Origin of the sequence: Sorangium sp. So ce295, from assembly GCF_051527405.1 — a bacterium.
Classification (GTDB): Bacteria; Myxococcota_A; Polyangia; order Polyangiales; family Polyangiaceae; genus Sorangium; species Sorangium cellulosum_B.
Map to the genome: position 1 here is coordinate 9,121,545 of NZ_CP150324.1, position 24,581 is coordinate 9,146,125.

At 73.3% G+C, this 24,581-nt stretch carries 20 protein-coding genes; 9 read left to right on the forward strand and 11 right to left on the reverse strand.

The window, feature by feature from the left end:
* Nucleotides 1-2 precede the first annotated feature (2 nt).
* Together WMF11_RS34535 and WMF11_RS34540 are read right to left on the reverse strand one after the other, a co-directional pair.
* On the reverse strand, nucleotides 3-2,750 hold the full coding sequence (locus tag WMF11_RS34535) for a hypothetical protein (protein WP_437973747.1): 2,748 nt from the start codon (nucleotides 2,748-2,750) through the stop codon (nucleotides 3-5).
* A complete protein-coding gene (locus tag WMF11_RS34540) occupies nucleotides 2,747-4,129 on the reverse strand; it encodes a 3-keto-5-aminohexanoate cleavage protein (RefSeq protein ID WP_437973748.1) in 1,383 nt (460 codons plus the stop codon). Before WMF11_RS34540 ends, WMF11_RS34535 begins: the two co-directional genes overlap by 4 nt.
* Nucleotides 4,130-4,187: 58 nt before the next feature.
* Between WMF11_RS34540 and uppS the strand changes: the two genes are divergently transcribed.
* From uppS to WMF11_RS34555, 3 genes are all read left to right on the forward strand, one after another.
* Nucleotides 4,188-5,039, forward strand: a complete 852-nt coding sequence (uppS, locus tag WMF11_RS34545) for a polyprenyl diphosphate synthase (RefSeq protein WP_437903510.1) — start codon at nucleotides 4,188-4,190, stop codon at nucleotides 5,037-5,039.
* A gap of 32 nt (nucleotides 5,040-5,071) precedes the next feature.
* On the forward strand, nucleotides 5,072-5,863 hold the full coding sequence (locus tag WMF11_RS34550; RefSeq protein WP_437543385.1) for a phosphatidate cytidylyltransferase: 792 nt from the start codon (nucleotides 5,072-5,074) through the stop codon (nucleotides 5,861-5,863).
* A 246-nt stretch (nucleotides 5,864-6,109) separates the two neighbouring features.
* Nucleotides 6,110-7,435 carry a Glu/Leu/Phe/Val family dehydrogenase gene (locus tag WMF11_RS34555; protein ID WP_437903511.1) on the forward strand — a complete coding sequence of 442 codons (1,326 nt, stop codon included), beginning with the start codon at nucleotides 6,110-6,112 and terminating at the stop codon, nucleotides 7,433-7,435.
* A gap of 52 nt (nucleotides 7,436-7,487) precedes the next feature.
* Here WMF11_RS34555 and ygfZ read toward each other — a convergent pair whose 3' ends face one another.
* The 3 genes from ygfZ to WMF11_RS34570 form a co-directional block, all read right to left on the reverse strand.
* A complete protein-coding gene (gene ygfZ, locus WMF11_RS34560) occupies nucleotides 7,488-8,486 on the reverse strand; it encodes a CAF17-like 4Fe-4S cluster assembly/insertion protein YgfZ (protein ID WP_437973749.1) in 999 nt (332 codons plus the stop codon).
* A gap of 61 nt (nucleotides 8,487-8,547) precedes the next feature.
* Entirely contained in the window at nucleotides 8,548-9,177 is a 630-nt protein-coding gene (locus WMF11_RS34565) for a hypothetical protein (protein WP_437903513.1), read from the reverse strand.
* 33 nt (nucleotides 9,178-9,210) lie between these two features.
* Entirely contained in the window at nucleotides 9,211-9,789 is a 579-nt protein-coding gene (locus WMF11_RS34570) for a hypothetical protein (RefSeq protein WP_437973750.1), read from the reverse strand.
* 291 nt (nucleotides 9,790-10,080) lie between these two features.
* Between WMF11_RS34570 and WMF11_RS34575 the strand changes: the two genes are divergently transcribed.
* From WMF11_RS34575 to WMF11_RS34585, 3 genes are read left to right on the forward strand one after another with little or no spacing between them, the layout of a single operon-like run.
* Nucleotides 10,081-11,427: a vitamin K epoxide reductase family protein gene (locus WMF11_RS34575; protein WP_437543393.1), complete on the forward strand. Its 1,347-nt coding sequence runs from the start codon at nucleotides 10,081-10,083 to the stop codon at nucleotides 11,425-11,427.
* A gap of 7 nt (nucleotides 11,428-11,434) precedes the next feature.
* Nucleotides 11,435-12,133, forward strand: a complete 699-nt coding sequence (locus WMF11_RS34580; RefSeq protein WP_437543395.1) for a hypothetical protein — start codon at nucleotides 11,435-11,437, stop codon at nucleotides 12,131-12,133.
* Nucleotides 12,130-12,846 (forward strand): thioredoxin-like domain-containing protein, encoded by a 717-nt coding sequence (locus tag WMF11_RS34585; protein WP_437973751.1) that lies wholly within the window; start codon nucleotides 12,130-12,132, stop codon nucleotides 12,844-12,846. The genes WMF11_RS34580 and WMF11_RS34585 overlap by 4 nt, the downstream gene beginning before the upstream one ends.
* Nucleotides 12,847-13,420: 574 nt before the next feature.
* On the opposite strand, the gene WMF11_RS34590 is transcribed toward WMF11_RS34585, so the two are convergent.
* A complete protein-coding gene (locus WMF11_RS34590; protein ID WP_437973752.1) occupies nucleotides 13,421-13,837 on the reverse strand; it encodes a GNAT family N-acetyltransferase in 417 nt (138 codons plus the stop codon).
* Here WMF11_RS34590 and WMF11_RS34595 point away from each other — a divergent pair.
* Complete coding sequence (locus WMF11_RS34595) at nucleotides 13,732-15,039, forward strand: MopE-related protein (RefSeq protein WP_437973753.1); 1,308 nt, start codon at nucleotides 13,732-13,734, stop codon at nucleotides 15,037-15,039. The two genes, WMF11_RS34590 and WMF11_RS34595, sit on opposite strands and share 106 nt — an antisense overlap.
* Here the strand turns inward: WMF11_RS34595 and WMF11_RS34600 are convergent.
* The gene (locus tag WMF11_RS34600) at nucleotides 15,004-15,531 is read right to left on the reverse strand and encodes a methylated-DNA--[protein]-cysteine S-methyltransferase (protein WP_437903519.1); all 528 of its coding nucleotides are present in this window, start codon (nucleotides 15,529-15,531) and stop codon (nucleotides 15,004-15,006) included. The two genes, WMF11_RS34595 and WMF11_RS34600, sit on opposite strands and share 36 nt — an antisense overlap.
* Nucleotides 15,512-17,050, reverse strand: a complete 1,539-nt coding sequence (locus tag WMF11_RS34605) for an AlkA N-terminal domain-containing protein (RefSeq protein ID WP_437973754.1) — start codon at nucleotides 17,048-17,050, stop codon at nucleotides 15,512-15,514. The genes WMF11_RS34600 and WMF11_RS34605 overlap by 20 nt, the downstream gene beginning before the upstream one ends.
* A gap of 180 nt (nucleotides 17,051-17,230) precedes the next feature.
* Here WMF11_RS34605 and WMF11_RS34610 point away from each other — a divergent pair, with 180 nt between their 5' ends.
* On the forward strand, nucleotides 17,231-18,280 hold the full coding sequence (locus WMF11_RS34610; RefSeq protein WP_437973755.1) for a Glu/Leu/Phe/Val dehydrogenase dimerization domain-containing protein: 1,050 nt from the start codon (nucleotides 17,231-17,233) through the stop codon (nucleotides 18,278-18,280).
* 3 nt (nucleotides 18,281-18,283) lie between these two features.
* Here WMF11_RS34610 and WMF11_RS34615 read toward each other — a convergent pair whose 3' ends face one another.
* The 3 genes from WMF11_RS34615 to WMF11_RS34625 form a co-directional block, all read right to left on the reverse strand.
* Nucleotides 18,284-20,032, reverse strand: coding sequence for a carbon starvation CstA family protein (locus tag WMF11_RS34615; protein WP_437973756.1), 1,749 nt, complete (start codon nucleotides 20,030-20,032; stop codon nucleotides 18,284-18,286).
* A 157-nt stretch (nucleotides 20,033-20,189) separates the two neighbouring features.
* Nucleotides 20,190-20,993 carry an SDR family NAD(P)-dependent oxidoreductase gene (locus WMF11_RS34620; protein WP_437973757.1) on the reverse strand — a complete coding sequence of 268 codons (804 nt, stop codon included), beginning with the start codon at nucleotides 20,991-20,993 and terminating at the stop codon, nucleotides 20,190-20,192.
* Between the two features lie 82 nt (nucleotides 20,994-21,075).
* On the reverse strand, nucleotides 21,076-21,633 hold the full coding sequence (locus WMF11_RS34625) for a DJ-1 family glyoxalase III (RefSeq protein ID WP_437973758.1): 558 nt from the start codon (nucleotides 21,631-21,633) through the stop codon (nucleotides 21,076-21,078).
* Between the two features lie 188 nt (nucleotides 21,634-21,821).
* Here WMF11_RS34625 and WMF11_RS34630 point away from each other — a divergent pair, with 188 nt between their 5' ends.
* Nucleotides 21,822-24,311, forward strand: coding sequence for an SUMF1/EgtB/PvdO family nonheme iron enzyme (locus WMF11_RS34630; RefSeq protein WP_437973759.1), 2,490 nt, complete (start codon nucleotides 21,822-21,824; stop codon nucleotides 24,309-24,311).
* The last annotated feature ends 270 nt before the right edge of the window (nucleotides 24,312-24,581 follow it).

Here is a 24,581-nt window from a genome sequence, read left to right on the forward strand (position 1 = left end):
GCTCAGGGGGTGATCCGGCGCGCCCGGCCGGGCATCGCGACGCCGACCGCGAAGAGCGCTGTCTCCTCGTAGGCCTGCTGGAGGGCGGGGTCCCCGTACGCCCGGTGGACGAACGCGTTGCGGTGCGCGCCGCGATCGAGCGCGACAACGCGGGCGCAGCCGAGGTCGAGCAGCGCCTCGGTCGTCGCCTCGTCGCTGTCGAAGGTGGTCGTGGCCACGAGCAGCGTGCCGTCATCGAGCACGCAGGCAGCGCTGCGCCGGCGCATGGTCCCGATCTCGCGCGCCTCCGGCCGCAGCCTGCCGTCGTCGGCGGTGAGCGGCAGCTCGGTCGCGTCCGCGCCCGGCGCGAGCGGGGCGCCGCCCGCCGGGCGGATCTCGACGCGGCCCTTCTGGACCAGCAGCAAGCCGCCCTCGCCGCGGAAGCGAAGGCCGACGGTGCCGCCCACGGCGAGCCCGCGCGGGCCCCGCCGCCGGCCGGTGCCGACGCCGATCGCCGCGAGGACCTGCCGCCGCTCGTCGGCCGGCACCTCGGCGTCGAGCTTCGGCGCGCTCCGCGGCGAGATCTCGCGCGAGCCGGCGCGGAGTCGGAACAGGAACCGGTCCGGAGCGAAGGCGTGGACGCGGACCTGCGCGCCGAGGTGCACCGTGTCGGCGGCGTACACGGCCGGGCTCCACGCCGGGGGCGGCTGCGCGCCGCCGTCCGCGGCCCAGCCCACGCTCTCGCCCGGCAGCGACAGGTCCGGCGCCGGGGGAGCGTCCGTCCAGCGCGACTCGAAGAAGAGAAAGGGGCGCGGCGACGCGGCCGCGGCGTGCTCCGGCGGCGCGATCGACATCGCGGGCGAGAGGCGCTCGGCGGTCAGGATGCCGTCCTGCTGGGGGCTCAGGAAGGCGACGCCGAGGGGGTCCGGCGCCCTGCCCAGCGAGACGCCGGCGAGGCACCCGGCGCGCTCGAGCGCCGCCCGGAGCGCGGCCGCGTCGAGGGCGCTGCCCCACGCGTGGACCACGAAGCCGCGGTCGGTCATGCACAGCGCCGCGCGCTCGACAACGAGGTCGTCGCCGTCGCCGGACGAGAGCGTCGCGCTGGCCGGGGCGCGCTCCGCTGGAGGGCCGGCGAGGAGAGCGAGCGGGGCCGCGGCGCCCCCGGCCTCGAAGAGCGAAGGGCCCTGCCAGAGCGCCCAGGGGAAGCGCGCGGATCCCTCCGCGCGGGGCGCGCCGGGGCTCGCCGCCGCCGGGCGCTGCCAGAGCGCCCAGGGGACGCGCTCGACGTCCCCGCCGGACGGCCACGCGCCGAAGTACGGCCGGCCCGAGAGGTCGACCCCGAGCGTCGCCGCGCCGTCGCGCGGGGGCACGAGCGGGCGGCCGCCGACGACCATGCCGAGCGCCTCCGTCCCCGCGTGGCGCGCGCCCGGCGCGCGCGCGGAGGCGCCGAGGCCGATGGCGCCGCGGAGCGTCGGCGCGTGGGGGAGCTGCCCCGTGCCGCGCGGGCCGACGGTCGGCCTGGGGGCCTCGTGCCCCGCCTGCAAGGTGAACCGGATGTGCCGCGTGTCGATCGCGAGCAGGTGGACGCGCAGCTCTGGCCGCCGCGGATCGGGCCGGAGGGTCGTCGCGGCGAACGGGCTGGAGGGGCGCTGCGGATCCTCCTCGATGCCGGGGAGCGCGCGCGGGAGCGAGGGAGCCACCAGCTCCCAGGCGCCCTCCCCCGGGAGCGGGGGATCGACCGCCGGCGCGACCGGCGGCGGCGGCCAGAGCGAAGGCCACCCCTCCGGCGCGGGCTCGGCAGACGCGGGGCCGCGGGTCACGTACGCGGCGGCCGGCGCGGCGCGCAGCCCCGCCGCCGCGCGATCCGCGGCGAGCGCGAGCCGCTCGACCGCGGCCGCCGCCGTGGGACCGAGCAGGCGCTCGGCGGACGGCCCGGCGAGCTCGCCGAGCGAGGGCACGCGGCGCGGGAGGTGGTGCGCGCGGGCGACGAACGGATCACGCCCGCCCGTGTCGACCTCGCCGGTGCCGGCGTTCAGCGCCGCCGGGACCGCCTCCGGCCCGAGCGCCATCACCAGGCCCTCGTCCACGAGATCGAGCCGCGCAGACGCGGGCGGGTTGTCGAACGAGATCTCGGTGCGCGACGCGCCGTCCACGCTCCCGGTCTCGAGCCAGCCGTCGATCGCCGCGCGGAGCCGCTCGCCGACGGGCCGCGCTCCCGCGCGCCCATCGCCGCCCAGATCGAGCTGGGTGATCCCCTGCACGACGCCGAAGGCGGTGGTGGTCACCGCGACGCGGCTGCCGCGGGCAACGAGGCCGCGATCGTCGCCGAGGGGCGTCCCGGTCAGGTTGCGCACGCCGTCCAGGCTCACCGGCCGGCCGGAGCGGGTGAGCCGCACGCGCGCCCGGTACAGGTCGGCGGCGCCGCGCCCGTCGGGCGCGCGCTCCGCGTCAGGCCCGCGCTCCGCCTCGGGCCCACGCTCCGCGGCGCCCGGATCCGGGACGCGCGGGACGCGCGGAACGCCAAGGAACAGCACCCGGCGGCCGAGGAGCGCGTCGGAGAAGAACCCGCCGCGCTCCTCCCAGACGAAGTCGTCCGGGTCGACGGCGCCGCCGATCGCCTCCCCGAGCATCCCGGCGATGGCGTCCGCGGTCCGCGCTGGCGGGGGCGGGGTCGAGAGCCGCGCGACGACCCCGAGAAGAGCGACGCCGAGCGCGATCGGGAGCCGACCGCGCAGGTGATCGATCCACGGCGAGAGCGGTCGGTCCGTCATCCCTGCGCGCGCGCGCTCCCTCCGGAGGCCGCGCCGGCCTGAGCCGCCGCGGCGCGCGGGCGGATCCCGAGGAGCTGGCGCGCGCGGTCCGGCTCGACCACCTCGCGGCCGACGCTCCGCGCGAAGGCGGCGGCGCGCGCGACGAGCGGCGTGCTCCCCTCGGCGAGCACCCCCTTGTCCAGGTAGATGTTGTCCTCCAGCCCGACCCGCGCGTGCCCGCCGAGCTGCATGGCGAGCTCGGTCATCGGGCGCTGGTGGCGGCCCACGGCGGCGACGCCCCAGGTGGCGCCTTGGGGGATCTGGGTGATCATGAACCGGAGCACGTCCTCGCGCGCCGCGATGCCGCCGGGCACCCCCAGGACGAACTGGAAGTGGAGCGGCTCCGCGAGGAGCCCCTCGGCGAAAAGGCTGAGCGCCTCATGGATATGGCCGACCTCATAGCACTCGAGCTCGGCGACGCTCCCCCCGGCGCGGATGCGGGCCGCCATGTCCCGGATGAGGGGCCGGGTGTTGTCGAAGATCCCGTCGCCGAAGTTGATCGTGCCGCAGTTCAGGGTGGCCATCTCGGGGCCGCAGAGCAGCGGCTGGGCGCGCTCGTCGACGCCCATCCCGACGGCGCCCCCGGTCGACGTCTGGACGATGACGTCCGTCTTCTCGTTGATCGCGGCGATCGCCTCGGCGAACAGCGCGCGCGACTGGCTCGGCGACCCGTCCGGGTTCCTGACGTGCAGGTGGACCACCGAGGCGCCCGCGTCGCGACAGCGGGCGGCCTCGTCGGCGAGCTCGCGCGCCGTGATCGGGAGGTGCGGCGTCTGCGCCCGGGTCGTCTCCGCGCCGACGATCGCGGCCGTCAGGATGAGGGCGCTCTGCGGCGGCGTGACAAGGATCCGGGGGGGCGGCGTGATGATCGGCCGCGGCTCCGGGAGCTGCGCGTGGTCCGGGGGCGGCGCCGACAGCGCTGGCAGGACGAGGCGCGGCCGACGCTGGAGCTCCTTCGGGACGACACAGGTGCCGAGCGCCCGGCAGACGATGAGCGGCTCGGCCAGCGCGTCGGCCGCCGAGGGCGCCACCCCGGCTTCGCGGACGCTGGCGACGACCTTGCGCGCCTCGAACGCCATCGTGCGCGACGTGGCGCCGACCTTGGTAACCACCCCGGTCGCCTCGATGAAATCGCCTGCTCGGACCGGGGCGAGGAACTCGACCGCCTCGTACGCACGGAAGAGCCCCTCGTCGCCGTCGAGACGGATCAGGAGCTCGGTTGCGACGTCGCCGAAGAGCGCGAGAATACGCGCTCCATCGCACAGCTCGCCCGCGTAATGTGCGTCGTGCGCGCCCATCCTGACGCGCAGCGTGACCGTGAGACCAACCCCTGTGCTCATGGGCGTGAAGACTCAACAGTCGACAGTCGGTAGTCAACAGAGGAAACTGCCCCCGCCGATGAACCTCGTAGAAGCCAGAAATCTCCCGCGCCACGTCGGAATCATCATGGATGGCAACGGTCGCTGGGCGGAGCTGCGCGGCGAGCCGCGCGAGGCCGGGCACAAGGCCGGCAGCGCCGCCGTGCGGCGGATCGTGCGCGTCTGCCGGAGGCTCGGCGTCGAGGCGCTGACGCTGTACGCGTTCAGCGAGCAGAACTGGGCGCGGCCTCGGAACGAGGTCGACGCGCTGATGGGGCTGCTTCGCGAGTACCTGATGAGCGAGCGCTGCGAGATCCTCGAGAACGACATCCGCCTGGTCGCGATCGGCGACATCAGCCGGCTCCCCGAGGCCGTGCGCGACGTGCTCGACCCGCTCCGGAAGGCGTCCGCGACGAACCGCCAGATGACGCTCGCGCTGGCGCTGTCCTACGGCGCGCGCGAGGAGATCGCCGCCGCGGCGCGCGAGCTCGCGATGGAGGCGGTCGCCGGCAGGCTCGATCCGGAGTCGATCGACGGGGCGCTGCTCGCCGCGCGGCTGCCGAGCCTGAGCGTCGGCGAGCCGGATCTCATCATCCGCACCGGCGGCGAGCAGCGGCTCTCCAACTTCCTGCTCTACGGGGCCGCGTACGCCGAGCTGTCGTTCACCGAGCGGCTGTGGCCCGACTTCACCGAGGACGACCTGTTCGCCGCCATCGCGGCCTACCAGCGGCGCGACGGCGCGGCGCCGCCCGCGCACGACGCGGAGGGCGGCGCCGGGGGGGAGCCGGCCAGCGCGCGGGGCGCGCTCGACGCGGAGCGGCCGTGGCGCGCGCGCGAGATCGCCGCGCCCGCCTCGCACGGGTCCCACGACGGCTCACGGACGGGGGTCTGAGATTGGCTGCTTCCAACCTCACGATGCGGGTCATGACCGCGCTCGTGGCCGCTCCCCTGCTCCTCTCGCTGCTCTACCTCGGCCCGAGCTGGGGCTGGGCGGCGCTCGTCGCGGTCGCCGCCGCCATCGGCGCGCTCGAGCTCTTCGCGATGACGCACGCGGACGACCGCGTCGCGCGGGCCATCGGTGTCGCGCTCACCCTCGCCGTCCTCGGCGTGATCTGGCGGTTCAGCGGCTCGCCGGGCGCGCTCCTCGCGCTGATCTTCCTGCTCCCGTTCGTCGCGATGCTCATCACGCTGGTGCGCCTCGGCGAGATGCGCACCGCGGCGCTGCGCGTGCTGGCGATGACCTTCGGCCCGCTCTACGTGGGCGGCGGGCTCGGCGCGCTGGCGCTCCTCCGCCGCGACGGGGGCGCCGACGGCCCCTCGTTCGTCGTGCTGGCGATGCTTCTCTCCTGGTTCTCCGACACCGGCGCCTATTTCGCCGGCCGCTTCCTCGGCCGGCACAAGCTCTACGAGGCCGTGAGCCCGAAGAAGACCGTCGAGGGCGCCCTGGGCGGCTTGCTCTTCGCCGTGATCGGCGCGCTCCTTGCTCACTTCTGGTTCCTCCGGTCGCTGCCGCTCGTGGACGCGCTCGCGCTCGCGATCGTCGCGGGCGGCCTCGGTCAGGCGGGAGACCTCGGGGAGTCCCTGTTCAAGCGCTCCTTCGGGATCAAGGACTCTGGCGGGATCGTGCCCGGCCACGGCGGCATCCTCGACCGCGTCGATGCCCTGCTCGTCACCGGGACCATCACGTATCTGTATGTCCTGTGGGCGAGGCCCTGAACGGCGTCGCGCGCCGTGCGCCGTGCCTCGTCCAAAGACCGCGCATCCATCGATGCGCGACACCCACATCGCACGCACGCGCCGCAGCCTCGCCCCCGACGCGGCTCTCCTGCCGTCAACGCGGCGCCTCCTCGCACACTGGCAGCCTGACGCATCGCCCCGCCCGTCCGGAACCGCGATGACGCATCGCATGGTTGCGCCCGACGTTGAACGGAAGGGCTCAGCGCACTAGAAAGTTACATAGCCATGGAAGAACAGCTCAGTACCAAGACCACGACTTCGCCTGTGAGCGTCCCTGCTGCTCCGAGCCACAGGCACAAATACGAGTTCTTCAAAGTCGTCCAGGGTTATCTCGACGAGGCTGCCCGGCTGATCGAGCTGCCGGGTTACATCACCACGATCCTGAGCCAGCCGAAGAACGAGATCATCGTCAATTTCCCTGTACGGATGGATGACGGCAGCATCCGGCTCTTCAAGGGTTACAGGATCCAGCACAACAACCTCCTCGGGCCGTTCAAGGGGGGCATTCGATACCACGAGACGGTATCGCTCGATGACCTCAAGGCGCTGGCCGCGATGATGACGTGGAAGTGCGCGCTCATGAACCTGCCGCTCGGCGGCGGGAAAGGGGGGATCAAGTTCAACCCGAACGAGGTGTCGCGCGCCGAGCTCCAGAGGATCACCCGCCGCTTCTTCCATGCGCTCGGCGGAAACATCGGCCCGGAGACGGACATCCCGGCTCCCGACATGGGCACCGACGCAAAGACCATGGCCTGGGCCATGGACACGTACATGAACACCGTCGGCCAGCTCTTCAAGCAGGCGGTGAAGGGCGTCGTGACGGGCAAGCCGGTGGCGTCCGGCGGCACGTACGGTCGCGAGAAGGCGACGGGCCAGGGGGTCGTCCACTGCATCACCGAGTGGGCCGAGGACAACGACGTGAACCTCGGGGGCTCGACGCTGCTCGTGCAGGGCTTCGGCAACGTCGGCTCGCACACGGCCGTGCTCCTGTCGAAGCTCGGCGCCTCGACCGTCGCTGTCGGCGATCACACCGGGTATCTCTACAATCCGGAAGGGTTCAATCCGCACAAGCTGCAGGACTACGTGAAGAAGAACCGCTCGATCGCGGGCTACCCTGCCGGCAAGCCGATCAGCCGAGAGGAGTTCTTCCGGCTCAAGGCGGACATCTTCATCCCGGCGGCCCTGGAGAACCAGGTCGGCGTGGAGGAGGCGAGCTGGCTGCAGGTCCGCCTCGTGGCCGAGGGCGCGAACGGGCCGTGCACCCCTGAGGGGGAGAAGATCCTCCTGGAGCGCGGGATCCATATCCTTCCCGACGTCCTCGCCAACTCGGGCGGCGTCACGGTGAGCTACTACGAGTGGGTGCAGAACAAGCGCTCGGAGACATGGACGCTCGAGGAGGTCGACTCCCGGCTCGAGAAGGCGATGAAGCGGGCCTACCGCGAGGTGACCGAGATGGCGCGGCAGAAGAAGTGCACGCTGCGCCTCGCCGCCTATGCCGTGGCGCTGCAGCGGCTCGCCGCGGTGTATGGAGAGCGCGAGATCTTCCCCTGAGATCGCTTATCCGCGCTCCTCCGGCCCGCCGTCCGTCTGCGACGGCGGGGCGCTAGACCTTGGCCCGACCCGGCCCGTCCCCCGCCTTCGGCGCCCGCGTGATCTCGGCCGCCCGGCCGGCGACCCGGAGCGCCGTGCCCTGGACGGCGTGTTTGTATTTGACGTAGCCGAGCGCGAGCAGCCCTGTCCCGCGCGGGTCCTCGACCTGGCTCGTGACGGCGCCGACCGCCGCGCCGTCGGGCAGCGCGATCTCCGCGCCCGTGGGCACGCCGCCCTCCCCCTCGACGGCGAGCTGCACGAGCCGCTTCTTGGCGTGGCCGCGCGCCTGGAGCATGAACACCGTCTCCTGCCCCAGGTAGCACCCCTTGCTGAACGAGACGGCGCGCTCCTCGATCGAGGCCTCCTGCGGGAAGTTCTGGTCGTCGAAGTCGACGCCGAACCGCGGGACGTTGTTCTCGACCCGGAGCGCCTCCCACGCCACCGCCGTGACCGGCAGGACCGCGCGGGCCTCGCCCTCGGCGAGGAGCGCCTCGAGGACGGCGCCCTCGGCCTGCCGGGGCGCCACGAGCAGCGCGCCCCCGAGGCCGGTCCAGTCGACGATCGCGGCCTCGGCGCCGGCCGCGCGCCCGGCCTCCGCGAGATCGGCGGACCGCGGGCCGTGGACGAAGACCCAGGCGTGCTCGCCGGAGGCGTCCTGGACCTCGGCGTCCTCCATGATGAGGTGGCGGTCGAAGAGCTCGCGGAGCTGCTCGACGCGCTCCCGCAGCGCGCCGACGTAGATGCGATCGGCCGCGATCACGATCCACACCTCGGCGAAGATCTTCCCCGTCTTCCCCACGTTGAGCCCGTACGCGCCGCCCGCGGGGGGCGCGGCCTTCGCCCCGGCAGGCAGCGGCTTCTGCGGCGCGAGATCGCAGGTGACCAGGCCGTTCAACCAGGTCTGCCGGTCCGAGCCGGTGACGATCAGCGTCCCGAGCTCGGGCATGGCCTGCACGAGCGCCCCTTCGCGGAGCGCGCGCCGCCGCTCTTCCAGTCCGTGAGCGTTGCTCATCGAGGCCGGATCGTGGAGGAGGGAGCCCGCGCCGTCGAGGGGCGGCCCGAACTTTCAGCGCTCAGGGATCGACCTCGGCGACGAGCGCCGGGAACTGAGCCGACTTGTGGACGCCCGGCGGGACGATCGCCGCGTCGACGTGGCCGACGAGGCGGCGGAGCGCGTCGACGTCGGCCGAGAGCACCTCGGCGACGACGGTGAGCGCCCTCGGGAGCGACGCGACGGCCTCGATCACCGCCTCCGCCGACGCGCCCCGGACCAGGACCGCGCGCGCGCCGACCTTCGCGGCGGCCTCGGCCCCCTCCTTGCTCTCCGCCAGCGCGAGCGGGAGCATGCGCATCGTCCTCGCCCCCTTCGCGAGGCGGTCCCAGTCGTCGAGCGGCAGCGTCGCGTCGATGCAGACCCCGTCCGCCCCGTGGTAGCGCGCCGCGAGGGCGCCGTCGCGATCGCTCACCCGCGACAGGCAGAGCGACGGCACCGTCCTCGTCGCCCGCGCGGCCCCCTGCATGGCGGGCCCTGCCTCGGCGAACGCGAGCGCGGAGATGTTGAGCTCATGCAGCCGCGCCGCGTCCTCCGCGGGCGCCTCCGAGCCGACGAGCCCGACAAGAGCCATGTTCTTCCTGCGGGTGGAGATCACCTGGAGAAGATCGCGTGTGGACGGGACGATCGATCCTGCATCGAAATCCTGCATGGGGAGGGCGGGTAGACGAGACGAACGCGCGGGTCAAGCGAGGGATCGCTCCGGGTCCTCGAGCGCGGGTCGGGAATCCGTGGCTGGAACGTCGTGCACGCGCATCCACACGGCGGTCTGATCGCCCTCGTAGCAGACGCTGCCTTCGTGACGGAACTCGAACGAATAGCGGATCATGTGCCGCTTGACGCCGAGCCGGGAGCGCGTCGCCACGCACGTCGCCTCGATGGGCGCGCCCGGCTGGACCAGCTTGCGAAAGACCACCCGGTGAATGTTGGTGCCATAACCGATCCAGCCCTCGCGGTGGCGCAACCCGAGCAGGTGGTAGGCGTGCACGAAGCCGAGCATCCCCGTCGCGTGCACCATGATGGCGCCGGCGACGTGGCGCGGGTGCAGCAGCGGGTGCGCCCGCTGCGCGTCGACGAGCGGCATCGGCCTGTCGGTCGGCATGCGACAGCGCACGAGGCCCTTCTCGGCGTCCACCTCGAGGAGCTCGTCGAAGAAGAGCACCGAGGGGTCGTAAGGGAGGTCCGCGAGGAACTCGGCATCGAACGGGCCGAGCTTCACAGGAAGGGGCGCGCCGCTCGCCGCGCCGGGTGCAGAGGTCGTCATCGGTTGGCTCTGGGATCCCGAATCCCCCCGGGCCGGCTCCTAGCAGCGGCCGATCGCGTGGGCAACGCCGACCAGCGCCTGGCGGCGCGCGCCGCTGGGCCGGCGGGCTCGGCAAAGCCTGCCGGCGGGCTCAGCGCATCGCGGTCGCGACGCGCGTGGCGCGGGGCGCGGGGCGACCGCTCCCCGGGACCGCGCATCGCGAGGCGCGTGCGTCATCGCGGGCGGGCGACGCCCGCGCGCACAGACGTCCTTATTTGACGCGTTGCCCGACGTCGCGTAATCCACTCGGCCATGTCAGGCAGTCGTGGACCTCGCGGGCCTGCGGCGCTCGCGCTCAGCGGGTCGCTCCTGGGACTCGCGTTCAGCGCCTCATCGACGTTCGATTACATCCGGCACCTCGACCGGCAGGTCCACGACCTGCACTGCAGCTTCGTCCCGGGCCTCGGCGCGCAGGCGGGCGCCGACACCGCGTGCCGCGTGGCCATGTACAGCCCCTACTCCGCCCTGTTCCGCGAGAGCTTCTGGGGCGGTATCCCCATCTCGCTGTTCGCCCTGGGGGCGTTCGCGTTCTTCGCGGCGTTCGCGCTCTATGTGCTGCTCTCGGCCCAGCACGCACCGCGGCGCGCGGCGCACTTCCTGTTCGTCGCGGGCCTCACGCCGCTCGCCGTGTCGCTCCTGATGGCGACCATCTCGGCGGTGCGCCTCGGGGTGTTCTGCAAGACGTGCGTCGGCATGTACGTCTCGTCGGCGCTGCTCGCGGCCGGCGGCGTCTGGGCGTTCCTCGAGGACCGCAGGGCGGCCCGCGCCGCGGCCTGGTCCAGCGCGGCGCCCCGCGCGCCCTCGTCGGCAGGCGCGGCCGGGGTGGGGCCCACCGTGCCCGGGGCGCCCCTCGGGGTCGACGGGCCGGGCGGCGCCGCCGCAGCGCCCGCCTCCCCCCCGCGCCGCGTGGGCTCGCTGCTGCTCCTGCCGGGGTGGCTCGTCGCGCTCGCCGTGTGCACGGTGACGCCGGCGCTGCTCTACGCGAGCGCGCTGCCGAGCTACGCGAGCTACATGACCGGCTGCGGCAAGCTGGAGAAGCCGGCCGAGCCCAACGGGGCGCTGCTCCACGTGACGCGCCCGGGCGCGGTGCAGCCGGCGACCCTCTTCGTCGACCCGCTCTGCCCGACCTGCAAGGCGTTCCACCAGCGGCTCGTGTCCGAGGGGGTGTGGGAGAAGCTCGACGCGACGGTGGTGCTCTTCCCGCTGGACAGCGAGTGCAACTGGATGCTCGACCGGCCGGTGCACCCGGGCGCGTGCCTCCTCTCGAAGGCCATCCTGTGCAGCGATCACCGGGCGATGGATGTGCTCGAGTGGGCCTACGAGAACCAGGAGACGCTGCTCGAGGGCGCGAAGGCGGGCGCGGGCATCGCCAACGTGCAGGCGGCGATCCGGCAGCGCTGGCCGGGGCTCGACGCATGCATGGACTCGAAGGAGACGGCGCTGCGGCTGAACCGTATGCTCCGCTACATCGTGGACAACAAGCTCCCTGTCTCGACGCCGCAGATGTTCCTGGGCACGACGCGGCTCTGCGACGAAGATACGGACATCGGGATGTCGTACGCGATAAGGCAGCTCGCGCCGGCGCTCCGGACGAAGTGAGGAGATCATGAGAGGCGCAGGGATCATCGGAATCGTGGCCGGGTGCGCGCTTCTTGTCGCGTCCGGGGTGACGGTGCACAGCGAGGTGCAGGCCGCGTCGCAGCGCCTGAAGACGGGTGTGGCCGCGGCGGTGAAGCCGGCCGTGGCCATCGCCAACGACGCCGAGGCGCCGTATTGCACGCCCGCGTTCAAGACGGTGCTGCAGCGGGTGCTCAACGCGTGCGGCCTGGTCGGGGCGGAGGCGCGGCGCGGGTGCCAGCCGGCCGACGTGAAGACGCTCGCGTCGATCAGCGACGACGACTTCAACGCGCTCTTCACGCCGCTGAGGCAGCGCGGCGGGGTCGTGATGTTCGACGACGCCTCGGAGAAGCTCGACGACGACGGCAAGAAGATGATCGAGGAGATGTGGCTCGATCGGCGCGGCGCCCGCTATTTCTTCATCGTCGCTCGCGCGTCGAAGACGGGTGGGCCGGAGTTCAACCGGACGCTGTCGCACAAGCGCGCGAACAGCGCGTTCTTCGACATCTCCGACAAGTTCAAGGAGCAGGACCTGGACAAGAAGGTCGGGATGCTGTGGCTCGGGAACGAGTTCGCGCAGCTCGGCGCGGAATACTGCCAATGGAACGTCTCGCGCAAGAACAAGGCATGTACGGCCGAGGCCATCAACCGGAGCGCCTTCGTCTCGTGGGTGGACTGTCAGCTGTGAGCCCCGCGAGGAGGAGCGGCGCCCTCCGGGGCGCCTTCGTGGCCCTCGCCGTGGCCGCGGGGCTCGCGGGCGGGTGCGACGCGGACAAGAAGGCCGATCTGCCGCCGCCCCCGACACCCGGCCAGGGGCGGAGCAACGCGGTGACGGCGCCGGGGGCCGCGGCGCCCGCGAGCGCCACGGTGCCGGCGAGCGCCACGGCGGGGGCGGCGCCGGCCGCGCCGCGGCTCCTGTGCGCGGGGCAGTCGCCGCGGCCTGCGCCCTCGGCGGGCGGGCTCACGGCGGTCGCCGCCGGCGGCGCGGAGAAGCTGCCGGCGAACATCGGGTTCGGCGTCGGCAAGTGGGTGTGGGTGAACTTCTGGGCGGCGTGGTGCAAGCCGTGCCTGGAGGAGATGCCTCGGCTGCTCGGGTGGCAGCAGAAGCTGCGGGCGGCCGGCGTGCTCGTCGACCTGGCGTTCATCTCGATCGACGACGACGAGCGGCAGCTGTCGCGGTTCCTCGAGGCGCAGCCGGGCACCGGGGTGCGCGCCTCGTACTGGCTGCCCGACGGGCCCCAGCGGGCGGCGTGGCTGCGGGCGCTCGGCGTGAAGGAGACGACCGAGCTGCCGATCCACGCGCTCGCGGCGCCGAGCGGGCAGGTGACGTGCGTGATCCAGGGCGCCGTCGAGGACAGCGACTATCCGACGATCGCGTCGCTGCTCGGCGGGAAGAAGTAGCCTTCTGCCAGCGGCAGCTCTCCCGGGCCGCGTGGGGCCGGGGGATCACTCGGCGATGTGGGTCAGCCGCGAGCCTTCTACGGGCATGAACTCGTTGATCTTCATCGGCTCCACGCCGGTCGTGAACTCGTACGGACCCACGATATGAATCACCTCTACGCTGGACCCAGCCCGACGACGTGCTGGGGGGGGAAAGGGAAACCCCCTCCAACATCGTCGCTGTCCGAGCCAATTTGAGTGCAACCCGGCATGGCGAACGCGCCGATCCACAACCCAACCACCGCCGAAGAACGCACGGTTCTCATCCTGACCCCTCCTCGATTCATTCCGCGAGGCACCGCGGCCGACGCCGCCGTTCGCCTTCCGCGGATCCCACCTCGCCCGAGCTCGCCCGAACCAACCCCCGCACACGACGGCGCTATCGTGGACAGATGGCCTCCTCAACAGCCCGGGCGGGCAAATCCGTCACCAGGGCTCAACGCGTTTGTCGTTTATCGACACTGGTTCTGCTGAAAGCGCGGCAGCCACACAAGACCACCCGTGGGGTCGACCGGAGCGCCGCGCGGCAGCTACATCAGATCACCTGCCGAGCTGTTCGAGAGCGCGCCGGGAGCAGCCGGCCAGGGATGCTGGCAGAGCCCTTCTCGCCCACGCGCCGCGCGCCGCAGGCCTCGTAAAACCGCGCGGCGCTCGGATCTCCCTGGATCACGAGGACGCGGTACCCGCGTCGCCGCGCTTCGTCGCGCGCGTACGCCAGGAGCGCGCGGCCATGACCGCGCCCGATCGCCTGCGGCTCGACGCGGCGCTCCTCGAGGCGCGCCGTCGCAAAGCGGCGCTCGGCTTGTGGGGAGGTCGCGGCCGAACCTATCGTCGTAAGAGCGCCTCGTGAAAACCTCTCTGCTGACACGCCGTACCGCCTTTCTCCTTCGTCTGTCCTCGCTGGTTGCGTCGGCGGCCCTCCTCTTCGCGAGCTGCAAGGGCAGCGCGCCACAGCAAGGGTCAGGCGATCCCTGCGAGAGCGCGCAGGACTGCGCGGACGGCGTCCCCTGTACGGTCGATCGCTGCGTCGGCGGTCGGTGCGAGTCGGAGGCGGACGACGCCCGCTGTCCGAGCGGGCGCTGTGATCGGGCGAGGGGCGCCTGCGTCAACGACAAGGCGTGCGCGTCGCCGGCCGACTGCGTGGACGCGGATCCGTGCACCCAGGAAGAGCGCTGCAACGAGTCGCTCCGGCAGTGCGTCTTCGAGGGGCTGGACGGCGACGGGGACGACGCGCTGCCCGTGATCTGCGGCGGCACGGACTGCGACGATGACGATCCGCGCAACGCCCCGACGCTCGCCGAGCTGTGCGACGGCGCCGACAACAACTGCAACGGCACGGCCGACGAGGGCGAGGACAGCGCCCTCTGCGGCGCCGACGATGCGCGCTGCGTGAGCGGGCGGTGCGAGTGCCCGGCCGGGCAGGGGTACTGTCCGCTGGAGGGCTCCTCGGGGTTTCACTGCATCGACGTTCAGTCCGACCCGAAGAACTGCGGCGCCTGCGGGGCGTCGTGCCCCGCGGGCACGACCTGCGAGGGCGGGCAGTGCACGTGCCCGGGGGGCCTCACGCTGTGCGGGTCCGCCTGCGCGGACCTCTCCACGGACCGGAACCATTGCGGCACCTGCGGCACCGCCTGTGACGACGGGGAGAACTGCACCGACGGCAAGTGCCTGTCGTGCGGCAGGCTCAACGAGCCTTGTTGCGATGGCGTGCTCTGCGAGGACCGGTTCACCGAGTGCGGGCGAAGCGGCACGTGCGTCCCGGCGGCGTGCTCGGAGCCGTTCGAAGCGTTGCCGGTCACGCTCCTGCCGCGGTGCACGGCCGAGACGCGGACGTGCGTCGAGACGTGCGAGGGGGACGGGTGCCTTCTCGATTGCCTCGAAGCGGACACCACACCCCCCCGCTCGTTCGCCGGCCAATCCTTCAACTGCCTCGACTGCATCAGCCACCAGATCGAGGCCTGCGGGGCGCGGACGATGTGCCGGGAGACCCAGGCGGCGATGTACTGCTGCATCGAGGAGCGCTGCGGCGGGACCGTCGACAGCAGGTGCGAGTCCCGCTGCTCGTTTGAGTTCGACGAGCACAGCAGCTGCCTCGCCTTGATGGGTTGCGTTTACATCCTAGAGGCGGAGCAGCCGCTCTCCTGCTTCCCCTGAGGCGCCCTCGTGCGCGAGCAGCCACCGCTTCCTCTCCAGGCCGCCGGCATACCCCGTGAGCTCTCCGCCGGCCCCGATGACCCGGTGACACGGGATGATCAGACAGACAGGATTCCGGCCGTTCGCCAGGCCGACGGCGCGGGACGCCGACGGTTGACCTAGCGACGCCGCGACCTCCCCGTAAGCGCGCGTCGCGCCGGGAGGGATGCGCCGGACCTCCGCCCACACGCGGCGCTGGAAGGCGGTGCCGCCAGGCTCGACGGGGATGTCGGAGAGCGCGGCGAGATCGCCGCGCCAGTAGGCCCTCAGTCGACCGGACAGGCCGTAAGGATCCGCGGCGCTGCGCAGCGTGACCGCGCCGTAGCGCGCCTCCAGCAAGGTGCGAAGGCGGGGCGCGCAGTCCGAGAAATCGAGCCCGTGGACCGCGCCGCCGCCGGCCGCGAGGAGCATGACCCCGAGCGGCGACTCGACCTCATCCAGCAAGAGATCCATTCGACACCTCCCTCTCCGCGGGCCGCGCGCCCTGCGCGTCCGCTATCCACAACAGCACCGCGGCGTAGGCGCGCCACGGGCGCCACGCCTCCGCCATGGCCGCGAGATCCGCGCCGGAGACGCCGCCGAGCGCGCGCCGCAGGCCGAGATCCGTGGCCGGGAACGCGTCCGGCTCGCGCAGCGCGCGCATCGCGATGTAGTGCGCGGTCCACGCGCCGACGCCCGGGACCGCGCAGAGCGCGCGCACCGTCTCCTCCAGGCCGCGCGAGGCGTCGAGCGCGACCTCGCCGGAGGCCACGCGCGCCGCGAGCGCCGTGATCGTCGCGGCGCGGGCGCGCGGCAGGCCGAGGTCCGTCAGATCGGCCGCGGCGAGCGCCTCGGGCGCCGGGAAGACGAAGCGGAGCCCCTCGGCGCCCTCGGGCAGGCCGCCGCGGACCGCGAGCGGCTCGCCGTGCCGCTCGACAAGGCGGCCCGCGAGCTGCGTCGCGGCGCGGACGCTCACCTGCTGGCCCAGGATCGCCCGCACCGCGAGCTCGAAGCCGTCCCACGCGCCCGGCACGCGCACGCCCGGCATCGCCAGGACGCGCGGGGCGAGCCGCGGATCGGCCCCGAGGTGCGCGGCGATCGCGTCGGGATCGGCGCCGAGGTCGAAGAGCCGCCGCAGCCGCTCCGCGCAGTGGATGAGCCCCTCCGTGCCGGGCAGCCGCAGCCGCGCGAGGAGGTACGGCTCGCCGGGCGCCGCGCGCACATCGACGACGCCGTGCCCGCCGGCGACGCGCACCGTGCGGCGGTAGGCGCCGGGGCCCGCCGACTCCACGCCGGGGATCGCGCGCGCCCCGAGGAAGCCCGCGAGCGCGCCCCAGTCGAGCGGCGGCCGGAACGGGAGGCGGAGCGCGATGTCCGGCGCGCCGCCCTCCCTTCCCCTGGCCTCCCCACCCTCCCCTCCCCCGCCCCGCTTCGCTACGGCCTTTCTCAGCTCGCGCGGCGAGCGCTCGTAGGCGGCGCGGATCGCGTCGTTGAAGCGGCGGACGCTGGAGAAGCCCGACGAGAGCGCCACCTCGGTCATGGAGAGCGCTGTCTCGTCGAGGAGCTTCTTCGCGAAGAGCAGGCGTCGCGTCTGCGCCACCGCGAGCGGGGAGGCGCCGACGTGCCGCAGGAAGAGCCGCCTCAGGTGGCGCTCGCCCACGCCGAGCCGCGCCGCGAGCGCCGGGGCGTCCTCGTCGTCGAGCGCGCCCTCCGCGATGAGCCGGAGCGCCCGCGAGACCAGGGCCGACGTGCCCAGCCACGCCGGCGTCCCGGGCGAGGCCTCGGGGCGGCAGCGCAGGCACGGGCGGTAGCCGGCCTCCTGCGCGGCGGCCGCCGAGGGGAAGAACACGCAGCGTTCCCGCTTCGGCGTGCGCGCGGGGCAGATGGGGCGGCAGTAGATGCCCGTCGAGCGCACCCCCGTGAAGAAGCGACCGTCGAAGCGACGGTCGCGGGTCTCGAGCGCGCGGTAGCACGCGTCCTCGTCGATCCGCATGCAGGCGTCGTAGCGCGGGTGCCGCCGCGGCTCTGGCGCTTTTCGGACCTGTGAGGGCGGACGGGTCCGGCCGCCCCCGACCGCCCCCGCCCGACAGGCCGCTGCGGCGCGGGACGCGCGGGACGTCCACAGAGCGCCCCGGCCCAGGGGGTCGCCGCGGAATGGTACGCTCGGCGCGGCATGAAGAGCGTGTTCGACACCCTTGCCGCCATGGGGCACGAGCAGGTGCTGTTCTGCACGGACGAGCCCGCGGGTTACCGCGCGATCATCGCGATCCACAGCACCGCGCTGGGCCCGGCGCTCGGCGGGACGCGGCTCCTCGGGTACGCGAGCGACGAGGCGGCGCTTGTGGACGCGCTGCGCCTGTCGCGCGGGATGACCTACAAGAACGCGCTCGCCGGGATGGACGTCGGCGGCGGCAAGGCGGTCGTCCTCCGCAGCGGCGCGGAGCCGCTGGACCGGGAGCGGCTGTTCCGCGCGCACGGGCGCTTCATCGAGCGCCTCGGCGGCAGGTTCATCACGGGCGAGGACGTGGGCACCACCCCCGCGGACATGGAGCTCATCCGGCGCGAGACGCGCCACGTGAAGGGCCTCGCCGGCGAGGGCGGCGACCCGTCGCCGTGGACGGCGCAGGGAGTGCTCCGCGCGATCCAGGCCGGGGCCCGCCACCGGTGGGGCAGCGACGAGCTCGCGGGCCGGACCGTGGCGCTCCAGGGCTGCGGCAGCGTCGGCGGCCGGCTCGCGGCGGAGCTCCACCGGCTCGGCGCGCGGCTGCTCGTCGCGGACGTCGACCCGGATCGCGCCCGCCACGTCGCCGCCGAGCTCGGCGCCACGATCGTGCCGCCGGACGCGATCGCCTCGGCCCAGGCCGACATCTTCGCCCCGTGCGCGCTCGGCGGCGTCCTCGACGACCGCGCCGTGCAGGAGCTGAAGGCCGAGATCGTCGCGGGCGCGGCCAACAACCAGCTCCTCGAGCCGCGCCACGGCGACGCGCTCGCCGCGCGCGGCGTCCTCTACATCCCGGATGTCGTGGCCAACGCAGGCGGCGTGCTGAGCGGCGGCGCGGATCTCTTCGGCTGGTCCCGCGCCGAGGTCCACCGGCGCGTCCAGGCGATCTACGACACGGTCCTCAGGGTCCTCGAGATCGCGGCGAGCGACGGCGTTTCGCCGCAGCTCGCCGCCGAGCGGCTGGCCGAGGCGCGCCTGCGGGAGCGCGCCGCGGCGGGGTAATCGCTACCGCGTCAGCGCACCCGGCCCGGGCGCCGGCTCGGCGGCCGGGCCGTTCTTGAGCGCCTTCACCGACTCGACCATCATCGACACAGCGAGCCCGATCAGCGCGAGCCCCACGAGGCCGTTCATCGTCGTCGCGTTGAGCGCGAGCCCCTCGGTCCGCACGGCGGTGAACGCGGTCCGCACCTGGAGGATGAGGGCCCACACGGTGATCGTCATGACGAACACCATCGGGATCGCCGTGTACCAGATGCGGCGCTTCTCGCGGTGCAGCCAGACGGTGACCGCGAGGAGCGTCAGCGCCGCGAGCAGCTGGTTGCTCGTGCCGAACAGCGTCCAGAAGTCGAGGTACGCGGGCCGCACGCCGGGCGCGGGCGGGCGCGCGGTCAAGATGAACAGCGTGGGCGGCGCCAGCGAGATCGCGGTCGCGGCCGCGGACACGACGCGCCCCTTCCAGTTGAAGAGCTCCTGGAGGATGTAGCGGCTGAGGCGCGTCGAGACGTCGAGCGTGTCGAACACGAAGGTGGAGAACGCCATGGCGCCGAACGTCGCGGCGAACAGGAAGTGCTCCTTGCCGATGATGACGGTGAGGAACTTGCCGATCCCGTCGCCGTAGATCTTGCCCGGCCCGCCCAGCTTCGTCCCCTGCGCCACGATGACGAGCGTCGCGAGCGCGATCAGCGCGACGAACGCCTCGGCCAGCATCGCGCCGTAGCCCACCGGGTGGGTGTGCGTCTCCTTCGAGATCTGCTTCGACGTCGTCCCCGAGCAGACCAGCCCGTGGAAGCCGGAGCAGGCGCCGCAGGCGATGGTGACGAACAGGAACGGGAAGAGCATGCCGGTCGCGCCGCCGGCGTTGAACGTGGTGAACGCGGGCTGCCGCAGCTCGAACTCCCCCGGGTAACGGAGGTTTCCAAAGAAGATCCCGATCACGCCGACCGCGAGCGCGATGTAGAGGACGAACCCGCCCAGGTAGCCGCGCGGCTGGAGGAGCAGCCAGACCGGCAGGAGCGAGGCGATGAGGCAGTAGACGAGGATGATGAGGCCGAACGCGCGCTGCGGGTTGTCGAGCGGCAGGACGAACGCTGTCGAGATCTTCGTGCCGAGCCAGACGACGCCGAGCGTCGCGGGCACGAAGATCAGCGTGGTGAGCCAGAGCGGCGGCTTGAGGTACCGCTCGACGACGCCCATGACGATGGAGAGGCCGAGGTACGCGGCGCTCGCCGCGGCGACGGCGCCGCCGGGGTTGAACTGGAACGAGCCGCCCTCGAACTCCTCGGTCTTGCCGACGAAGGTGCTCGCCGTGATGTCCGTGAAGGCGACGATCACGTAGGACAGCGCGAGCCAGATGAAGATCATCATCGACAGCCAGGCGCGCCGGCCGATGTGCCGCTTCGCGATCTCGGCGACGCTCTCCGCCTCGTGGCGGACGCTCGCGATGAGCGCGGAGAAGTCGTGCACCGCGCCGATGAACACGACGCCGATCGCGATCCAGAGGATGCACGGGAGCCACCCGAACGCCTGACCGGCGAGGATGGGCCCCGCGATCGGCCCGGCGGCGGCGATGGCGCTGAAGTGCTGCCCGAAGAGGTAGAACGGCTTCGTGGGGACGTAGTCCTCGCCGTCGTTCACCTTCACCGCGGGCGTCACGGCGCCGTCGTCGAGCGCGTAGTTGCGCGCGACGATCCGCCCGTAGAAGCGGTAGCCAAGGCACAGCACGACGATGACGGTCAGGGCGAGCAGCGGCAGCACGCGGCGGAGTATAAGGCCATCCGCGGGCGACAGTGGTCCGGCAAACGAAGGGGAAGGGCGGCGGTGGGTCGCCGGACGGGCGCAGGCCCCCGCCCATCACGGCGCCAGAGCCCGAGGGTGCCGGTCCGGAGGAGCCCCCCTCGGAGACGCGCGGCCCTCAGAGGCTGGCGTTCATCGTGTCCCAGTAGCTGTGCAGGCCGTGGAGGTTGTTCCCGCCGTCGACGAACACCGTATCGCCGGTGATCCAGCGCGCCTCCTCGCTGCAGAGGAACGAGACCACGGGCGCCACGTCGGTCGTCTCCCCGATCCGCCCGAGCGGCGTGCGCTCGAGGAACCTCTGGGCGCTGAGCCCCGCCGTGAACCCGATGCCGTCGACGAGCGGCGTCCGGATGAGCCCCGGCGCCACCACGTTCACCCGGATGCCGTGGCGCCCGAGCTCGGACGCGGCCACCTTGGTGAGCTGCGCGAGGGCCGCCTTGGAGGCGCAGTAATGCGACATGCCGTCGGTCGCCAGCACCTGGTTGATGGAGCTGATGTTGACGACAGCGCCCGGCTGCTTCGCGGCGATGAGGCCGCGGGCGACCGCCTTCATGAAGAGGAAGGGGCCCTTCAGGTTGATGTCGAGGACGCGGTCGAAATCCTCCTCCGGCAGGTCCGTCAGGAGCGCGAGCGTGGCGATCCCCGCGTTGTTCACGAGGATCCCCGGCAATCCGAACGCCGACGTCGCCGCCTCGACGGCGCGCGACACGTCTTCGGCGCGGGACGCGTCGCCCAGGAAGGGCAGCGCGCGCGCCGGCCCGTCGGCCGCGCGGTTCAGCTCCTCGGCCGCCGCCTCGACCTTCGCCGCCGTCCGGCCGAAGAGCAGCACGTTGCTGCCGCGACTCATGAGGTCTCTCGCGATCTCGAGACCGATCCCCTGACCACCCCCGGTGACAATTGCGCTCTTGGAAACAAGCTTCATCTCGACCTCCCTGAATACGGAAAGCAAACCCAACGGCCTTGATTGCCTAGAGGAACTCCGGCCGGCCGAGCGCCGATCTCGCTCAGGCCGGCAGCATCATCGGCGCGCGCACCTTCGCGGCGATCTCCTCGCCCCGGAGCCGCGCGACGAGCGCGAGCGCGAACGCCATCGCGGTGCCCGGCCCCTGGCTCGTGACGAGCAGCCCGTCCTCGACGACCGGGCTCGCGAGGAGCTCGCCGTGCGCCGACACCACGTCGTTCACGGACGGGTGGCACGCCATCCTGCGGCCCTGGAAGAGCCCGTGCGCCGCGAGCGCGATCGGCGCGGCGCAGATCGCCGCGACGATCCGGCCCGCCTGCGCCTGCGCATGAAGGCGCTCCCCGACGGCCGGCGAGCTGGCCAGCCGGTCGGCCCCGCCCTTGCCGCCCGGGAGGACCACCACGTCGAAGTCGCCCGTCACGGCCGAGAGATCCGCGTCCGGCACGAGGCGCACGCCTCGGCTGCAGCGCACCGGGCCCGGGCCATCGAGCCCGGCGAGGACGACCTCGACCTCGGCGCGGCGCAGGACATCGACGATGATCGTCGTTTCCATCTCCTCGGCTCCCTCGGCAAGGATCACGAGCGCTCGCGGCGTCTTCATCAGCGCCGGCATGGGGCCGCAGGCCGCCGGATGCAAGCCGGACGCACACAGGACGCTGGCGGGCGCAAGCCGGACGCAGGCTGAGCGAGCGTATGCGAGCAGATCAAGGATCAAGCCGCGCGAGCTTGCGGGGACGAGCGGCGCGGAAGCCCCTTTGCCTGGGCACGGCGACGCGCTAGGAGCGGGGCATGGCGGAGCCGTCCGACGATCCGTTTGGCCTCTCGGGGCAGACCATCGAGGGGAAGTACCGCGTCGCCGCCGTCATCGGCGACGGCGGGTTCGGCGTCGTCTACCGGGGGATGCACGAGGGCTTCGGCGAGCTCATCGCGATCAAGTGCCTGAAGCTGCCGGCCTCGCTCGACGCCGCGGAGCGCGACGCGCTGCTCGAGACGCTGCGGGGCGAGGGGCGGATCCTGCACCGGCTGTCGCGGGCCACCTCGGGCATCGTGCAGGCGCTCGACGTCGGCGCGTTCACCACCCAGGCCGGCGTGTGGGTGCCCTACCTGGTGCTGGAGTGGCTGGAGGGCCAGACGCTCGGGCAATACCTCCGGGAGCGGCGCGAGCGGGGCGAGGCCGGCATGTCGATCGCCGAGGCGATCCAGCTGCTCACCCCGGCCGCGCGCGCGCTCGCCGTCGCGCACGCGCACAAGGTCGCGCACCGGGACGTGAAGCCGGCGAACCTGTTCCTCACCCAGGTCGGCGGGGCGCGGACGCTGAAGGTGCTCGATTTCGGCATCGCCAAGGTGCTGTCCGATCACCCGACGTTCACCGAGGCGCTCGCCGCGACCCGGCAGGGGCCGAGCGCGTTCACGCCGCGCTACGGCGCGCCCGAGCAGTTCAACAAGGCCCGCGGCGCGACGGGCCCGTGGACCGACGTGTTCGCGCTCGGGCTCATCTTCGTCGAGCTCGTGAGCGGCAGGCGCGCGCTCGAGGGGGACGACCCCACGCAGCTCTACGTCGCGTCGGCCGATCCGGCGGTGCGCCCGACGCTGCGCGCGCGCGGGCTCCCGGACGCGCCCGAGGCGATCGAGCGCGTGCTCGACAAGGCGCTCGCGATCGAGCCCAAGCACCGCTTCACGAGCGCAGGCGAGTTCTGGGACGCGCTCACGGCCGCGGCGCACGGCGAGCGCGCGGGGTCCTTCGCGGGCCGCGGCGGTTCCTCCGCGGAGCACGCGGCGGGGCAGTCGACCGCCGAGTACGCGGCCGCGCAGGGGCTCGGCGTGGCCGTCGGGCCGAGCGAGCCGACGATGCTCGCCGACGCGCACGCGCCCGCCCCGGCGCGGCCTGCCATCGTCAAGGTGAGCCACGGCGCGAGCGGGCCGCAGGCCGCTGGCGCGAGCGGGCCGCAGGCCGCTGGCGCGAGCGGGCTGCCGGCCGCCGGCGTGACGGGCGGCGCGGCGCCTCGGGCGAGAGACGGGGGCGGCGCGCTGGCGACGGGGGGCTCCAGGACCGCGCAGGTCGAGGACTCCATGATCGAGACGGTCGCGCCCGCCGGCCCCCCTGCGGCCGGCGCGGCCCCGCACCCCCAGGCCGCGGCGGGCGGACCGCCGCACGCCGCGCCGCCGGTCGCAGCGCCGCCGCAGCGCCGCAGCGCCGCGCGCGCGGCGCTTCCCTGGTTCGTGGCGGCGCTCGTGCTCGGCGGCGCCGGCGCGACGGCGTACGTCCTGACGCGGGCGCCCGACAAGAAGCCGGCGAAGGCGCCGGCCGCGCGCGCCACCGCGACGTCGTCCGCCGGGCGCGCCGCGACGGCCGCGGCGGGCGTGCCGGCGCCCGCCAGCGCCGCGCCGACCGCGAGCGCCTCGGGCGCGGCGCCTTCCGCCGAGCCCGCCGCAGCCGCGGCGCCGCCGGCGGACATGGTCTTCATCGGCCCCATCTCGACCACGATCGGCGCCGCGGGCGAGGCGCGCCAGGTGACGCTCACCCGCGGGTTCTACATCGATCGCAACGAGGTGACCGTCCGCGCCTACCGGGCCTGCATGCAGCAGCGCATGTGCTCCACGGCGGATCACGTCTCGCTGACGCCCGAGCTCCTGCCCGGCGCGAAGGCGCCGACGACGCCCGAGGAGCAGCGGGAGGTCGAGCTCTGGACGCGGCGCTGCAACGAGCCCCGCGGCGCGACCGGGCACCCGATCAACTGCGTCGACTACTCCCAGGCCGAGAGCTACTGCCGCTTCCGCGGCCGGCGGCTGCCCACCGAGGCGGAGTGGGAGGTCGCCGCGCGCGGCGCGGCCGGCCGGGCCTTCGTCTGGGGCGACGAGGCGCCGGCCTGCGAGCGCGCCTGCTACGATCGCAACGAGGGCTGCCTCGCGCGCGGCGCCGACGTCTCGACCTGCGCGTCCGGCGTCCACCCGAGCGATCGCACCCCGGAGGGCGTCTACGATCTCGCCGGCAACGTGTCCGAGTGGGTCTCGGACGGCCTCGTCTTCCCGCCGCCCGGCGGCGAGAACCCGCAGGGCGACCCGTCCTTCCCGCTCAAGGTCGTGCGCGGCGGCAGCTTCCTGGACGGCCCCGAGAAGCTCTCTGCCACGTACCGCACCGCCGCGGCGCCAGTGACGGCGCACGCGTGGATCGGCTTCCGCTGCGCCATGGATGCGCCGGCGCAGGAGGGCGCCGCCGCGCAGCCGCCCGCCCCCGCGCCGCAGGCCGCGCCGGCCGAGCAGGGAGCGGCGGCGCCCTGAGCTGAAGCGCTGAGCCCCTCGTCCTCCCGCGCGGCATGGCCGGATCCGGTGCCGCGCGTCCACGGATCATCGATCCGACAGGGCCCGGGCAGGCCGTTTCGCTCGATTCCTGAGAACTTTCTCTGGATCCTGGGTAGATCGATCTGGTTCCCAGAGTCGATTCTCTCGATGTGGCCTTCCATCACCTGGATCCGAGAGATGAAACTCTGAATCGAGCTTTAATTTGGCCAGATCCAGAACTGATTCTCTAGATTCTGCCTCTATTTAGCC